Source organism: Vibrio sp. F13 (assembly GCF_020806305.2).
GTDB lineage: Bacteria > Pseudomonadota > Gammaproteobacteria > Enterobacterales > Vibrionaceae > Vibrio > Vibrio crassostreae_C.
The window spans coordinates 2162585-2179335 of the sequence record NZ_CP170175.1 but is presented as its reverse complement, the minus strand read 5'-3'; the positions used below and the strand labels follow the sequence as shown (position 1 = coordinate 2179335).

The 16751-nt window shown below is 47.0% G+C and carries 5 protein-coding genes, 4 tRNA genes and 5 rRNA genes; 1 reads left to right on the top strand and 13 read right to left on the bottom strand.

Annotated features, from left to right (window positions below; all coding sequences use genetic code 11):
• Window positions 1-118: 118 nt before the first annotated feature.
• The 11 genes from LMH68_RS10075 to LMH68_RS10025 form a co-directional block, all read right to left on the bottom strand.
• Window positions 119-3012 (bottom strand): 23S ribosomal RNA (locus LMH68_RS10075).
• 350 nt (window positions 3013-3362) lie between these two features.
• Window positions 3363-3438, bottom strand: a tRNA-Ala gene (locus LMH68_RS10070).
• Window positions 3439-3452: 14 nt separating this feature from the next.
• Window positions 3453-3529: transfer RNA gene (locus LMH68_RS10065), tRNA-Ile, on the bottom strand.
• 67 nt (window positions 3530-3596) lie between these two features.
• Window positions 3597-5151: ribosomal RNA gene (locus LMH68_RS10060) — 16S ribosomal RNA — on the bottom strand.
• A gap of 458 nt (window positions 5152-5609) precedes the next feature.
• Window positions 5610-5725: ribosomal RNA gene (rrf, locus tag LMH68_RS10055) — 5S ribosomal RNA — on the bottom strand.
• A gap of 163 nt (window positions 5726-5888) precedes the next feature.
• Window positions 5889-8782 (bottom strand): 23S ribosomal RNA (locus tag LMH68_RS10050).
• A 234-nt stretch (window positions 8783-9016) separates the two neighbouring features.
• Window positions 9017-9092, bottom strand: a tRNA-Glu gene (locus tag LMH68_RS10045).
• A gap of 65 nt (window positions 9093-9157) precedes the next feature.
• A 16S ribosomal RNA gene (locus LMH68_RS10040) occupies window positions 9158-10712 on the bottom strand.
• The 16S, 23S and 5S rRNA genes sit together here with 3 tRNA genes alongside, the layout of an rRNA operon.
• 611 nt (window positions 10713-11323) lie before the next feature.
• Window positions 11324-12577 (bottom strand): HD-GYP domain-containing protein, encoded by a 1254-nt coding sequence (locus LMH68_RS10035; RefSeq protein ID WP_017063746.1) that lies wholly within the window; start codon window positions 12575-12577, stop codon window positions 11324-11326.
• 83 nt (window positions 12578-12660) lie between these two features.
• Window positions 12661-13068 carry a VOC family protein gene (locus tag LMH68_RS10030; RefSeq protein WP_229647442.1) on the bottom strand — a complete coding sequence of 136 codons (408 nt, stop codon included), beginning with the start codon at window positions 13066-13068 and terminating at the stop codon, window positions 12661-12663.
• Window positions 13069-13655: 587 nt separating this feature from the next.
• Window positions 13656-13740: transfer RNA gene (locus tag LMH68_RS10025), tRNA-Leu, on the bottom strand.
• Between the two features lie 194 nt (window positions 13741-13934).
• On the opposite strand from LMH68_RS10025, the gene LMH68_RS10020 reads away from it, so the two are divergent.
• Window positions 13935-14411 (top strand): RDD family protein, encoded by a 477-nt coding sequence (locus LMH68_RS10020; protein WP_017058939.1) that lies wholly within the window; start codon window positions 13935-13937, stop codon window positions 14409-14411.
• Between the two features lie 64 nt (window positions 14412-14475).
• Here the strand turns inward: LMH68_RS10020 and lptG are convergent, their stop codons facing one another.
• Both lptG and lptF read right to left on the bottom strand, forming a co-directional pair.
• Complete coding sequence (gene lptG / locus LMH68_RS10015; RefSeq protein ID WP_017058938.1) at window positions 14476-15546, bottom strand: LPS export ABC transporter permease LptG; 1071 nt, start codon at window positions 15544-15546, stop codon at window positions 14476-14478.
• A gap of 3 nt (window positions 15547-15549) precedes the next feature.
• Window positions 15550-16650, bottom strand: coding sequence for an LPS export ABC transporter permease LptF (gene lptF, locus LMH68_RS10010; RefSeq protein ID WP_017058937.1), 1101 nt, complete (start codon window positions 16648-16650; stop codon window positions 15550-15552).
• Between the last annotated feature and the right edge of the window lie 101 nt (window positions 16651-16751).

Here is a 16751-nt window from a genome sequence, read left to right as displayed (position 1 = left end):
TCAGCTTTTTTAAAAACTGAAGGCAAAATAATCTGGAAAACTGATTTAAAAGTCTATCTCTTCAAACTCATTCAAGGTCTGGTCTTTCTTTGAGTCCACAAAACCCCTTGGGTGTTGTATGGTTAAGCCTCACGGGCAATTAGTACAGGTTAGCTCAATGCCTCGCAGCACTTACACACCCTGCCTATCAACGTCGTAGTCTACGACAACCCTTTAGGACGCTTATAGCGCCAGGGAAAACTCATCTCAAGGCTCGCTTCCCGCTTAGATGCTTTCAGCGGTTATCGATTCCGAACTTAGCTACCGGGCAATGCCATTGGCATGACAACCCGAACACCAGAGGTTCGTCCACTCCGGTCCTCTCGTACTAGGAGCAGCCCCTTTCAATTTTCCAACGCCCACGGCAGATAGGGACCGAACTGTCTCACGACGTTCTAAACCCAGCTCGCGTACCACTTTAAATGGCGAACAGCCATACCCTTGGGACCGACTTCAGCCCCAGGATGTGATGAGCCGACATCGAGGTGCCAAACACCGCCGTCGATATGAACTCTTGGGCGGTATCAGCCTGTTATCCCCGGAGTACCTTTTATCCGTTGAGCGATGGCCCTTCCATTCAGAACCACCGGATCACTATGACCTGCTTTCGCACCTGCTCGAATTGTCATTCTCGCAGTCAAGCGGGCTTATGCCATTGCACTAACCACACGATGTCCAACCGTGTTTAGCCCACCTTCGTGCTCCTCCGTTACTCTTTGGGAGGAGACCGCCCCAGTCAAACTACCCACCAGGCACTGTCCGTAATCCCGATTCAGGGACCAACGTTAGAACATCAAAACTACAAGGGTGGTATTTCAAGGACGACTCCACCACATCTAGCGACGCGGTTTCAAAGTCTCCCACCTATCCTACACATGTAGGTTCAATGTTCAGTGCCAAGCTGTAGTAAAGGTTCACGGGGTCTTTCCGTCTAGCCGCGGGTACACTGCATCTTCACAGCGATTTCAATTTCACTGAGTCTCGGGTGGAGACAGCGTGGCCATCATTACGCCATTCGTGCAGGTCGGAACTTACCCGACAAGGAATTTCGCTACCTTAGGACCGTTATAGTTACGGCCGCCGTTTACCGGGGCTTCGATCAAGAGCTTCGACCGAAGTCTAACCCCATCAATTAACCTTCCGGCACCGGGCAGGCGTCACACCGTATACGTCATCTTACGATTTTGCACAGTGCTGTGTTTTTAATAAACAGTTGCAGCCACCTGGTATCTGCGACTCTCGTCTGCTCCATCCGCAAGGGACTTCACTGATAAGAGCGTACCTTCTCCCGAAGTTACGGTACCATTTTGCCTAGTTCCTTCACCCGAGTTCTCTCAAGCGCCTTGGTATTCTCTACCCGACCACCTGTGTCGGTTTGGGGTACGATTCCTTACAATCTGAAGCTTAGAGGCTTTTCCTGGAAGCATGGCATCAATGACTTCACTACCGTAGTAGCTCGACATCGTATCTCAGCGTTAATAGCGGTCCGGATTTACCTAAACCACCCGCCTACGTACTTGAACCTGGACAACCGTCGCCAGGCCCACCTAGCCTTCTCCGTCCCCCCATCGCAATTGTAAGAAGTACGGGAATATTAACCCGTTTCCCATCGACTACGCCTTTCGGCCTCGCCTTAGGAGTCGACTTACCCTGCCCCGATTAACGTTGGACAGGAACCCTTGGTCTTCCGGCGAGGGAGTTTTTCACTCCCTTTATCGTTACTCATGTCAGCATTCGCACTTCTGATACCTCCAGCAGCCCTTACAGGCCACCTTCAACGGCTTACAGAACGCTCCCCTACCCCACATACCCTAAGGTACGTAGCCGCAGCTTCGGTGTATAGCTTAGCCCCGTTACATCTTCCGCGCAGGCCGACTCGACCAGTGAGCTATTACGCTTTCTTTAAATGATGGCTGCTTCTAAGCCAACATCCTGGCTGTCTGAGCCTTCCCACATCGTTTCCCACTTAGCTATACTTTGGGACCTTAGCTGGCGGTCTGGGTTGTTTCCCTCTCCACGACGGACGTTAGCACCCGCCGTGTGTCTCCCGGATAGTACTTACTGGTATTCGGAGTTTGCAAAGGGTTGGTAAGTCGGGATGACCCCCTAGCCTTAACAGTGCTCTACCCCCAGTAGTATTCGTCCGAGGCGCTACCTAAATAGCTTTCGGGGAGAACCAGCTATCTCCAGGTTTGATTGGCCTTTCACCCCTAGCCACAAGTCATCCGCTAATTTTTCAACATTAGTCGGTTCGGTCCTCCAGTTGATGTTACTCAACCTTCAACCTGCCCATGGCTAGATCACCTGGTTTCGGGTCTAATCCTAGCAACTGTACGCCCAGTTAAGACTCGGTTTCCCTACGGCTCCCCTAAACGGTTAACCTTGCTACTAAAATTAAGTCGCTGACCCATTATACAAAAGGTACGCAGTCACACCACGAAGGTGCTCCTACTGCTTGTACGTACACGGTTTCAGGTTCTATTTCACTCCCCTCACAGGGGTTCTTTTCGCCTTTCCCTCACGGTACTGGTTCACTATCGGTCAGTCAGTAGTATTTAGCCTTGGAGGATGGTCCCCCCATATTCAGACAGGATATCACGTGTCCCGCCCTACTCGTTTTCACTGATTATGATGTGTCGGTTACGGGGCTATCACCCTTTACTGCGAGACTTTCCAGACTCTTCACCTGCATCATTAAAAGCTTAAGGGCTAATCCAATTTCGCTCGCCGCTACTTTCGGAATCTCGGTTGATTTCTCTTCCTCGGGGTACTTAGATGTTTCAGTTCCCCCGGTTTGCCTCCTGTTGCTATGTATTCACAACAGGATACTTACTTATGTAAGTGGGTTTCCCCATTCAGGAATCCCAGACTCAAAAGGTTATTACTACCTAATCTGGGCTTATCGCAAGTTATTACGCCTTTCATCGCCTCTGACTGCCAAGGCATCCACCGTGTACGCTTAGTCACTTAACCATACAACCCGAAAGGGTCTTAGCGTATGGCAACTAACCAAGGTTTTTGGTTGTCATCAAGAAGGGTTAATTCTCAATGACTGTTTGCCGGACTCAATTTTGATTCAAACTAAGTTTGAATCACTCTTTATTTCCACTTTTAAAAAGTGAATACAAAAAGCCAAGACACTTGAATGTGTTTGTTGTGTTTATCTAATGAAAGATAAACATTGAGAACTTTTAAATTTGATTGAATTACTCGTAAGTAATCAATCAGTCAGCTTTCCAAATTGTTAAAGAGCTTGATTCAATAAATTGAACCATTTTTAAAGACTCTCGTAAGACTTTTTGTCGAACAAGAACGCTTAAAGATGGTGGAGCTATGCGGGATCGAACCGCAGACCTCCTGCGTGCAAGGCAGGCGCTCTCCCAGCTGAGCTATAGCCCCATCTAGGTCGATATTGGTGGGTCTGAGTGGACTTGAACCACCGACCTCCCGCTTATCAGGCGAGCGCTCTAACCAGCTGAGCTACAGACCCAATATCGTCTCTTAACTTTTCTAAACCTAATCAATCTGTGTGGGTACTCATCAAAGATATCTTCGTATAAGGAGGTGATCCAGCCCCAGGTTCCCCTAGGGCTACCTTGTTACGACTTCACCCCAGTCATGAACCACAAAGTGGTGAGCGTCCTCCCCGAAAGGTTAAACTACCCACTTCTTTTGCAGCCCACTCCCATGGTGTGACGGGCGGTGTGTACAAGGCCCGGGAACGTATTCACCGTGACATTCTGATTCACGATTACTAGCGATTCCGACTTCATGGAGTCGAGTTGCAGACTCCAATCCGGACTACGACGCACTTTTTGGGATTCGCTCACTATCGCTAGCTTGCTGCCCTCTGTATGCGCCATTGTAGCACGTGTGTAGCCCTACTCGTAAGGGCCATGATGACTTGACGTCGTCCCCACCTTCCTCCGGTTTATCACCGGCAGTCTCCCTGGAGTTCCCGACATTACTCGCTGGCAAACAAGGATAAGGGTTGCGCTCGTTGCGGGACTTAACCCAACATTTCACAACACGAGCTGACGACAGCCATGCAGCACCTGTCTCAGAGCTCCCGAAGGCACACCTGCGTCTCCGCTGGCTTCTCTGGATGTCAAGAGTAGGTAAGGTTCTTCGCGTTGCATCGAATTAAACCACATGCTCCACCGCTTGTGCGGGCCCCCGTCAATTCATTTGAGTTTTAATCTTGCGACCGTACTCCCCAGGCGGTCTACTTAACGCGTTAGCTCCGAAAGCCACGGCTCAAGGCCACAACCTCCAAGTAGACATCGTTTACGGCGTGGACTACCAGGGTATCTAATCCTGTTTGCTCCCCACGCTTTCGCATCTGAGTGTCAGTATCTGTCCAGGGGGCCGCCTTCGCCACTGGTATTCCTTCAGATCTCTACGCATTTCACCGCTACACCTGAAATTCTACCCCCCTCTACAGTACTCTAGTTCACCAGTTTCAAATGCAGTTCCGAGGTTGAGCCCCGGGCTTTCACATCTGACTTAATGAACCACCTGCATGCGCTTTACGCCCAGTAATTCCGATTAACGCTCGCACCCTCCGTATTACCGCGGCTGCTGGCACGGAGTTAGCCGGTGCTTCTTCTGTTGCTAACGTCAAGAGATAGCGCTATTAACACTACCCCCTTCCTCACAACTGAAAGTACTTTACAACCCGAAGGCCTTCTTCATACACGCGGCATGGCTGCATCAGGCTTTCGCCCATTGTGCAATATTCCCCACTGCTGCCTCCCGTAGGAGTCTGGACCGTGTCTCAGTTCCAGTGTGGCTGATCATCCTCTCAGACCAGCTAGGGATCGTCGCCTTGGTGAGCCATTACCTCACCAACTAGCTAATCCCACCTAGGCATATCTTGACGCGAGAGGCCCGAAGGTCCCCCTCTTTGGCCCGTAGGCATTATGCGGTATTAGCCATCGTTTCCAATGGTTATCCCCCACATCAAGGCAATTTCCTAGGCATTACTCACCCGTCCGCCGCTCGACGCCCATTAACGCACCCGAAGGATTGTTAGTGTCGTTTCCGCTCGACTTGCATGTGTTAGGCCTGCCGCCAGCGTTCAATCTGAGCCATGATCAAACTCTTCAATTTAAGATTTTGTCGGCTCAATGAATACTGACTTCAAAACTACAAAAGTAATTCTAAAGCTATTATCTTTCCAACAGAAAGATAATGAATTGACTGTGCCAAATACCTTCTTTCTACAAGAGAAAGTAGTTATTCGTATTGGTCACTCAGTTCATTGAAACCAAATTTGATTCCGAGGAATCTGTTTTACTTCTCTTTAAAAAAGGGAAGATAAAACGTTTTGATATTCATCAACGAGTGCCCACACAGATTGATAGGTTTAAATTGTTAAAGAGCTTGTTCTCTAAAAAGAGAACGCTTTCAGTGCCTTAGCACTTAAGCAGGACGCGTATAATACGCTTTCTACTTTGAAAGTCAACATAAAATACTAAGAAAACTTAGAACTCTATGGTGACCTGTCTACTTAATAGACAAAGTCGAACTTTTGTCTTCACTTTTAAAAAAGTGAAAATAAATTTAAAGCCTGGCGATGTCCTACTCTCACATGGGGAAGCCCCACACTACCATCGGCGCTATTGTGTTTCACTTCTGAGTTCGGCATGGAATCAGGTGGGTCCACAATGCTATGGTCGCCAAGCAAATTTTGCTTTTACTTTCAGCTTTTTTAAAAAGCTGAAGGCAAAATAATCTGGAAAGCTATTAAAAGTTCTTACGTAAACTCATTCAAGTGTTCTTGTTTGCCTCTGCTTTTTAAAGCGGAAACAACAGTTTTGAGTCCATCAAAACCCCTTGGGTGTTGTATGGTTAAGCCTCACGGGCAATTAGTACAGGTTAGCTCAATGCCTCGCAGCACTTACACACCCTGCCTATCAACGTCGTAGTCTACGACAACCCTTTAGGACACTTATAGTGCCAGGGAAAACTCATCTCAAGGCTCGCTTCCCGCTTAGATGCTTTCAGCGGTTATCGATTCCGAACTTAGCTACCGGGCAATGCCATTGGCATGACAACCCGAACACCAGAGGTTCGTCCACTCCGGTCCTCTCGTACTAGGAGCAGCCCCTTTCAATTTTCCAACGCCCACGGCAGATAGGGACCGAACTGTCTCACGACGTTCTAAACCCAGCTCGCGTACCACTTTAAATGGCGAACAGCCATACCCTTGGGACCGACTTCAGCCCCAGGATGTGATGAGCCGACATCGAGGTGCCAAACACCGCCGTCGATATGAACTCTTGGGCGGTATCAGCCTGTTATCCCCGGAGTACCTTTTATCCGTTGAGCGATGGCCCTTCCATTCAGAACCACCGGATCACTATGACCTGCTTTCGCACCTGCTCGAATTGTCATTCTCGCAGTCAAGCGGGCTTATGCCATTGCACTAACCACACGATGTCCAACCGTGTTTAGCCCACCTTCGTGCTCCTCCGTTACTCTTTGGGAGGAGACCGCCCCAGTCAAACTACCCACCAGGCACTGTCCGTAATCCCGATTCAGGGACCAACGTTAGAACATCAAAACTACAAGGGTGGTATTTCAAGGACGACTCCACCACATCTAGCGACGCGGTTTCATAGTCTCCCACCTATCCTACACATGTAGGTTCAATGTTCAGTGCCAAGCTGTAGTAAAGGTTCACGGGGTCTTTCCGTCTAGCCGCGGGTACACTGCATCTTCACAGCGATTTCAATTTCACTGAGTCTCGGGTGGAGACAGCGTGGCCATCATTACGCCATTCGTGCAGGTCGGAACTTACCCGACAAGGAATTTCGCTACCTTAGGACCGTTATAGTTACGGCCGCCGTTTACCGGGGCTTCGATCAAGAGCTTCGACCGAAGTCTAACCCCATCAATTAACCTTCCGGCACCGGGCAGGCGTCACACCGTATACGTCATCTTACGATTTTGCACAGTGCTGTGTTTTTAATAAACAGTTGCAGCCACCTGGTATCTGCGACTCTCGTCTGCTCCATCCGCAAGGGACTTCACTGATAAGAGCGTACCTTCTCCCGAAGTTACGGTACCATTTTGCCTAGTTCCTTCACCCGAGTTCTCTCAAGCGCCTTGGTATTCTCTACCCGACCACCTGTGTCGGTTTGGGGTACGATTCCTTACAATCTGAAGCTTAGAGGCTTTTCCTGGAAGCATGGCATCAATGACTTCACTACCGTAGTAGCTCGACATCGTATCTCAGCGTTAATAGCGGTCCGGATTTACCTAAACCACCCGCCTACGTACTTGAACCTGGACAACCGTCGCCAGGCCCACCTAGCCTTCTCCGTCCCCCCATCGCAATTGTAAGAAGTACGGGAATATTAACCCGTTTCCCATCGACTACGCCTTTCGGCCTCGCCTTAGGAGTCGACTTACCCTGCCCCGATTAACGTTGGACAGGAACCCTTGGTCTTCCGGCGAGGGAGTTTTTCACTCCCTTTATCGTTACTCATGTCAGCATTCGCACTTCTGATACCTCCAGCAGCCCTTACAGGCCACCTTCAACGGCTTACAGAACGCTCCCCTACCCCACATACCCTAAGGTACGTAGCCGCAGCTTCGGTGTATAGCTTAGCCCCGTTACATCTTCCGCGCAGGCCGACTCGACCAGTGAGCTATTACGCTTTCTTTAAATGATGGCTGCTTCTAAGCCAACATCCTGGCTGTCTGAGCCTTCCCACATCGTTTCCCACTTAGCTATACTTTGGGACCTTAGCTGGCGGTCTGGGTTGTTTCCCTCTCCACGACGGACGTTAGCACCCGCCGTGTGTCTCCCGGATAGTACTTACTGGTATTCGGAGTTTGCAAAGGGTTGGTAAGTCGGGATGACCCCCTAGCCTTAACAGTGCTCTACCCCCAGTAGTATTCGTCCGAGGCGCTACCTAAATAGCTTTCGGGGAGAACCAGCTATCTCCAGGTTTGATTGGCCTTTCACCCCTAGCCACAAGTCATCCGCTAATTTTTCAACATTAGTCGGTTCGGTCCTCCAGTTGATGTTACTCAACCTTCAACCTGCCCATGGCTAAATCACCTGGTTTCGGGTCTAATCCTAGCAACTGTACGCCCAGTTAAGACTCGGTTTCCCTACGGCTCCCCTAAACGGTTAACCTTGCTACTAAAATTAAGTCGCTGACCCATTATACAAAAGGTACGCAGTCACACCACGAAGGTGCTCCTACTGCTTGTACGTACACGGTTTCAGGTTCTATTTCACTCCCCTCACAGGGGTTCTTTTCGCCTTTCCCTCACGGTACTGGTTCACTATCGGTCAGTCAGTAGTATTTAGCCTTGGAGGATGGTCCCCCCATATTCAGACAGGATATCACGTGTCCCGCCCTACTCGTTTTCACTGATTATGATGTGTCGGTTACGGGGCTATCACCCTTTACTGCGAGACTTTCCAGACTCTTCACCTGCATCATTAAAAGCTTAAGGGCTAATCCAATTTCGCTCGCCGCTACTTTCGGAATCTCGGTTGATTTCTCTTCCTCGGGGTACTTAGATGTTTCAGTTCCCCCGGTTTGCCTCCTGTTGCTATGTATTCACAACAGGATACTTACTTATGTAAGTGGGTTTCCCCATTCAGGAATCCCAGACTCAAAAGGTTATTACTACCTAATCTGGGCTTATCGCAAGTTATTACGCCTTTCATCGCCTCTGACTGCCAAGGCATCCACCGTGTACGCTTAGTCACTTAACCATACAACCCGAAAGGGTTTCTATTTGCTTTCACTTTAAAAAGTGAAGACACTTGAATGTGTTTGTTGTGTTTATACCGTTCTTATTAAATAAGAGCAGATAAACATTGAGAACTTTTAAATTTGATTAACATGACTCGTAAGTCAGTTAATCAGTCAGCTTTCCAAATTGTTAAAGAGCTTGATTCAATAAAATGAACCATTTTTAAAAACACTTAAATAAATGTGCTTAAAGATGGTATCCCGTAGGGGAGTCGAACCCCTGTTACCGCCGTGAAAGGGCGGTGTCCTAGGCCTCTAGACGAACGGGACATAGGTTACTCTTAACTGTTTAAACATATCAATCTGTGTGGACACTTATCGTGAATATCTTCGTATAAGGAGGTGATCCAGCCCCAGGTTCCCCTAGGGCTACCTTGTTACGACTTCACCCCAGTCATGAACCACAAAGTGGTGAGCGTCCTCCCCGAAAGGTTAAACTACCCACTTCTTTTGCAGCCCACTCCCATGGTGTGACGGGCGGTGTGTACAAGGCCCGGGAACGTATTCACCGTGACATTCTGATTCACGATTACTAGCGATTCCGACTTCATGGAGTCGAGTTGCAGACTCCAATCCGGACTACGACGCACTTTTTGGGATTCGCTCACTATCGCTAGCTTGCTGCCCTCTGTATGCGCCATTGTAGCACGTGTGTAGCCCTACTCGTAAGGGCCATGATGACTTGACGTCGTCCCCACCTTCCTCCGGTTTATCACCGGCAGTCTCCCTGGAGTTCCCGACATTACTAGCTGGCAAACAAGGATAAGGGTTGCGCTCGTTGCGGGACTTAACCCAACATTTCACAACACGAGCTGACGACAGCCATGCAGCACCTGTCTCAGAGCTCCCGAAGGCACACCTGCGTCTCCGCTGGCTTCTCTGGATGTCAAGAGTAGGTAAGGTTCTTCGCGTTGCATCGAATTAAACCACATGCTCCACCGCTTGTGCGGGCCCCCGTCAATTCATTTGAGTTTTAATCTTGCGACCGTACTCCCCAGGCGGTCTACTTAACGCGTTAGCTCCGAAAGCCACGGCTCAAGGCCACAACCTCCAAGTAGACATCGTTTACGGCGTGGACTACCAGGGTATCTAATCCTGTTTGCTCCCCACGCTTTCGCATCTGAGTGTCAGTGTCTGTCCAGGGGGCCGCCTTCGCCACTGGTATTCCTTCAGATCTCTACGCATTTCACCGCTACACCTGAAATTCTACCCCCCTCTACAGCACTCTAGTTCACCAGTTTCAAATGCAGTTCCGAGGTTGAGCCCCGGGCTTTCACATCTGACTTAATGAACCACCTGCATGCGCTTTACGCCCAGTAATTCCGATTAACGCTCGCACCCTCCGTATTACCGCGGCTGCTGGCACGGAGTTAGCCGGTGCTTCTTCTGTTGCTAACGTCAAGAGATAGCGCTATTAACGCTACCCCCTTCCTCACAACTGAAAGTACTTTACAACCCGAAGGCCTTCTTCATACACGCGGCATGGCTGCATCAGGCTTTCGCCCATTGTGCAATATTCCCCACTGCTGCCTCCCGTAGGAGTCTGGACCGTGTCTCAGTTCCAGTGTGGCTGATCATCCTCTCAGACCAGCTAGGGATCGTCGCCTTGGTGAGCCATTACCTCACCAACTAGCTAATCCCACCTAGGCATATCTTGACGCGAGAGGCCCGAAGGTCCCCCTCTTTGGCCCGTAGGCATTATGCGGTATTAGCCATCGTTTCCAATGGTTATCCCCCACATCAAGGCAATTTCCTAGGCATTACTCACCCGTCCGCCGCTCGACGCCCATTAACGCACCCGAAGGATTGTTAGTGTCGTTTCCGCTCGACTTGCATGTGTTAGGCCTGCCGCCAGCGTTCAATCTGAGCCATGATCAAACTCTTCAATTTAAGATTTTGTCGGCTCAATGAATACTGACTTCAAAACTACAAAAAGTAATTCTAAAGCTATTATCTTTCCAACAGAAAGATAATGAATTGACTGTGCCAAATACCTTCTTTCTACAAGAGAAAGTAGTTATTCGTATTGGTCACTCAGTTCATTGAAACCAAATTTGATTCCGAGGAATCTGTTTTACTTCTCTTTAAAAAAGGGAAGATAAAACGTTTTGATATTCATCAACGAGTGCCCACACAGATTGATAGGTTTAAATTGTTAAAGAGCTTCTCTTCGTTGTGACTTACATCACTTCGGAAGAGGCGGCCATTCTAGCGATTTAATTCTCAGTGTCAAACACTTATTTGGAATTAATTCCTACTTTCTAAAAGTAGAAGCGAATCATCGCTTAAAGCTAGTTGCCTTACTAACATTTCTCGCTGAAGCCTTGTGGCGTCTGCCGTGTCAGTGAGGCGGCATTATAGAGATGCCGCTCATATTGGCAAGCAATAAATGCGTTTTTTATTAAAAAAAGAGGTTAAGCGAAGACATTTCAACCAAGGGCTTATTTATACCACTTTCACCCCAAGTTTCGAACAAATTACCCACAACGACCTGTGGATAACTACTCTCCACTATCAAAAAAGTAAGATAAACGAGCCCTAGGGTTTAGATACTCTCGAACTTGTTCAGGTAATTTGCTTGGATGAACGGCATTAACGATTTTGATCTCTTTAATAAAGAGGTCAATGATCGGAGCTTGGGTTCTTGGCACGCTAGGATCATAGATAAGTACATTTGGATAAAGCATATGTTTAGCGTTAACGGATATCACAATCCCAATCGAGTCATTTGAAAGCTGTACTACAGTTCCTGGTGGATAGACTCCCATGAACTTAACTAACAGCCCCAAGTTATCTTGGCTATATAGATGCTTGCAGCTCTTATATAGGTGGGACAGTGCCAAATACGGGATCATTTGTTGAGATTGCGTTTTACCATGGCAAAGGTTATCAAATGCATTAGCCACGGCGACTATCTTGGCAAATTCATCAATCTCATGTTCTTTTAAGCCCTCGGGGTAGCCAGAACCATCATTCATCTCATGATGTTGAGCGATCACCTTTTTAGCACTTTCAGGAAAGTCATCAATTGCCGATACAATATCCGCACCGTATTTAGTATGAAGCTTCAGGTAGTTCTCTTCTGGCACCGTTAGTGCACTCTGCTTTCTTAGTATCGCGACTGGTATTTTGATCTTGCCTACATCATGAAACAACGCTGCGAATGAGAGGTCTTTCAATTGCTGTGTGTTATAGCCTTTGGCCTTTCCTATCATCAGTGCAACAACCGAAACATTTAGAGTATGAAAGTAAATATCTTCGAAATCTGCTTTAGCATTCATAAGGTGCAAGGTGACGTTATCATCGCTCACTAGAGTTTCAACGATATCATCAACAAGAGCCTTAACCTCCCCTACCGCATCTAAAGGTCTGTTACGGATCTTGGTCATCACAGATCGCATTCGAGCAAGCGAACGTTCAAACTCTCTCTCACAATGACTCACCCTGCGGCGGTAAGAGCTAAGGGTTTCGATACGCTCATGCTTATCTTTCCACATTCTTTCCGTTTCAAGGCTTACCTGTGAATCAATATCGACTTCTTGTTCACCTACGTGATTAACAGGTAAAGGTGAGGTATCACTTTGACTCAGGTTTATATAGACGTGCTTAATCCCAAGATGTCGAATTACTTTTACTTGAGCGTCATCTTTGATTTTAAAGCTGTTGAATAAAAATGGGTGTTCATTCCATTTTACGGGGAGTCGTATATGCAGACCGGGCTGAATGCGATCTACGGTAATCTTTATGCTGCCCATTTTTATATATAATATTGATGATTAATCTCTATTTATAATTCTAATAAAACCAAGCAGCAATTTCACTATCCAATTTCACAGGCTCAACTTAAAGAGTCGCAGTGCACCATCCAGCGTATACCGAATTTATCTTCTACTTTGCCAAATCGAGCCCCCCAAAAAGTATCTGCGAGTGGAGTCATTATCCGCCCTCCCTTCTTGAGCTTTTCAAAGATTTGTTCTTGAGTCGCGCTATCTTCAGTCACAAGAGAGAGAGCGAGATTGTTGCCTTTGAGTTCTTTTGCCTTAACACCATCAGACATCATCAGCTTCATACCAAACGCTTCGAACTCAGCATGCATAACCCAATCAGGTTGAGCTCCCTCTATTACCTGTGGTGCATCACTAAAAAGCTGCTTAGATAAAACCACACCACCAAAGCACTTGTGATAAAAATCCAACGCTTCACTACAACGACCATCAAAAAATAAGTAAGGGGTTACTGTCAGCATATTTCTCTCCTCTGTTAGTCCTTTAAACATAGACAATAGAAGAGAGAATGACAGGTAACATCATGATTTAAGATAATTAATTCATTATCAGACCGAGTAGCGAAGCGAAATTATGGGATTTAGGAATGAAACATCAAGATCTGTCTAATTGAAGGGCAACTGCAGCGACACGCTGGATTTTAAATTCACAAACGCCTAAAACGACGAAAGGTCGCTATAAAAGCGACCTTTCTATGTTTGGTACCGGTAGGCGGACTTATTGGACAGGCATTCCTGCCGCCACCGCGAAGGCAACGCTTCCTATACCCCAGATACAACAAAGCCCCGACCATTTCTGATCAGGGCTTTATCTAAATATGGTACCGGTAGGCGACTTGACTGGGCTTGCATCCAAGCCGACACGCTGGATTTCAAATTCATAAACGCCTAAAACGACGAAAGGTCGCTATAAAAGCGACCTTTCTATGTTTGGTACCGGTAGGCGGAATGATTGGACAGGCATTCCTGCCGCCACCGCGAAGGCAACGCTTCCTATATCTCAGATACAACAAAGCCCCGACTTTCGTCGAGGCTTTGTCATTTAAATATGGTACCGGTAGGCGGACTTGAACCGCCACGCCCGAAGGCAACGGATTTTGAATCCGTCGTGTATACCAATTTCACCATACCGGCATTATCTTGGGGCATTGCCCTTTCGATGTTTGGCATTATACGTATGCGAACTGATGTGGCAAGTATAAAAACTTGAATTCATGTGTGTTTGCCGATAATTTCGCCACTAAGTCATAAGCTGTGCGTCATGTCTCTTTTCAGGCTAAGCCTTAAACTATATTCTGACGCCTCAATTTTTAAAGAAGTAATAACACATGACATCAACAAACACTCTGCCACCAGCAGGAGTCATGCGCCGATTTGGTGCCTTGTTCTACGACGCTCTGATCGTAATCGCTATTGAAATGTTGGCGGCTGGCGTCATTGTCGCTCTACTGCACGCGCTCATGGCTCTCGGCATTTTTAACCACAGCGGTTATGCCGATGTTAGTGACTTCTTAACCAACCATCCGATTTGGAGCCCTGCATATACCTTTTACTTAGTCGCCGTTTGGGTATATTTCTTCGTGTTCTTCTGGACTAGAGCTGGTCAAACTCTCGGCATGAGAGCTTGGAAGCTGCGCGTTCAAAACAAAGATGGCTCAGCGATCACAGTAACTCAGGCGCTGATTCGTTTAGGTACTTCAGGTTTTGGACTGGCAAACCTATGTGTTCCATTCGATCCTGAAAAACGTGGCTTTCACGATATCTGGGCAAAGACCGAAGTCGTTGTGTTACCACAAGCACGATAATGTGATTTAAGTTAGCTCCAATCAAGATCAAAAAAGGAAGGCGTTATGCCTTCCTTTTTACTATTTACAGTTTCCGCCTCAAGAGCATGATGGCAATTCCAAGGAACACCACGCTCGGGGCTATTGCGCCAAAGGCGGGTGGTATTTGATAAACCAAACTCACTGGGCCAAAGAACTCACTGGATATATAGAAGGTAAAGCCAGCAATAACACCTGACAAAATCCTCGCACCCATGGTCACACTACGCAAAGGACCAAAGATAAACGACAGTGCCATCAACATCATAACCGCGATCGAAATTGGCTGGGTTATCTTTCTCCACAGCGCCAATTCATAGCGTGATGCATCTTGCTCTGACGCCTTCAGATAAGAAACATAATCATACAACCCACTTAACGATAGCTCTTCTGGTTTAACCGTTACTATCGCCAACTTATCTGGAGCTAATGACGTTTCCCAAGAGTAAGTCGGTAAACTTTCTTTAGTAATTTGAAGTTCGTTTTCAAAAGACGTGATCTCTACATCCTTCATCGTCCACACGTTGTCTCCAACGTAATCAACTTCGTCAGAATAAATAGCGGTTTTAAGTGCCTTGTTTTCATCAAAGCGCCACATGTTCATTCCATATAGCTTCTGGTCATCGATTTTGACAATGAAGATGAAGTCATTGGCATCACGAGCCCAGACACCACTTTGCGTCGAAATAATATTACCACCAGCAATCGAGATAGTTCTTAGATCACGAGCCATTTTCTGCGCTTGCGGTGCTCCCCATTGACCAAGCAATGTCACCACGATCATCAGTGGAATAGCTGTTTTAAGTACTGATAGGCCGATATCTAACTTAGAGAAACCAGCTGCCTGCATAACGACAAGCTCAGAACTTGCAGCAAGCATACCAAGCCCTATCAATGCGCCAAGCAATGCAGCCATTGGAAAGAACATTTCGATATCACGAGGGATACTCAATAAAACGAAATACAGCGCTTGTAATAGATCGTATGTACCACGGCCAACTTTTCTTAGCTGTTCTACATATTTGATGATCCCAGAGAGACCAACAAACGTCACCAATACCAGTGACGTCGTTGCGATGATGGTTCTGCCTATATATAAATCGAGAATCTTAAACACGGCTTAAGCCAACCTCTTATTCTTGAATTTTTCTTTCAAACGCCTTACTGGCACGCTATCCATAAAGTTGGCACCAATCGCGACAAATAACAATAACGCATTGATTGGCCACATGCCGATTACCGCAGGAATGCTCCCCTCTTCGATTGAAGACTTGGTTGCACTGATTGCTAAGAAATAGGTGAGATAAATCAGTATTGCTGGGCCGATTTTCGCAAAACGACCTTGCCGAGGGTTTACCGCAGACAGTGGCACGACAAGCATGGTCAACAATGGAATACAAAGTACCAAAGAAATACGCCACTGCAACTCTGCTTTCGCACTATTATTTGAGTTACCAATCAGTTCAAGCGTAGGGATCGCTTCCCAGTCTCGACCTTTCTTCTCAACTTCACGCTGACCAATCAGGCCTTCGTATTCTTCAAAGTGCGTCACCCTGTAGTCGAGGCGAGTCGGAATGCCTTCATGACGAGTACCATCGTACATTACGATCACTTGGCGACCATCACTGAGCTCTTTTACATCACCTGACTTCGAGAACATCACACTTGGCAGTACAGAATCACGCGGACGCATTTGAGCTACGAACACGTTTTCTAACTTATTACCGTCGATATCATCAATAAACACGACAGAAGAGCCATCCGGCGTACCTTCAAACTTACCTTTTGGTAGCAAATCAACGCTGTTCTCTGCAGCTACTTCTTCATACATTTGTTCAACTTTGTCTTGTGACCAAGGAGATAACCAAAATGAGTTAAAGGCTGCAACAGATGCCGTAATTAAAGCGAGGTAAAGCGCAGATTGGATCAGGAATTTATTACCGATACCGGTGGCGTTCATGACCACTATTTCACTTTCAGCGTAAAGGCGGCCAAAAGTAAGCAAAATACCAATATAGATACTGAGTGGAAGCATCAATAGGCCCATCGCTGGCATATTTAAGCCAACAATCGACAATATAAGACTCGCAGGGATATCACCATCAGAGGCATCCGCTAAAACACTGATGAATTTTTGGCTGAGAAACACGAGAAAGAGAACAAAAAAGATCGCAAATTGGCTCTTGATTGTCTCGCGGATCAAATATCTAACAATAATCACGCTCAAATTACCTATACAAAACTTGTTTTTTTGATTGAATCACTATAATTTCCCGTTGAACCTTTTATTTTTTTAAATTTTTAGCTAAGTGTTAGCGTTCT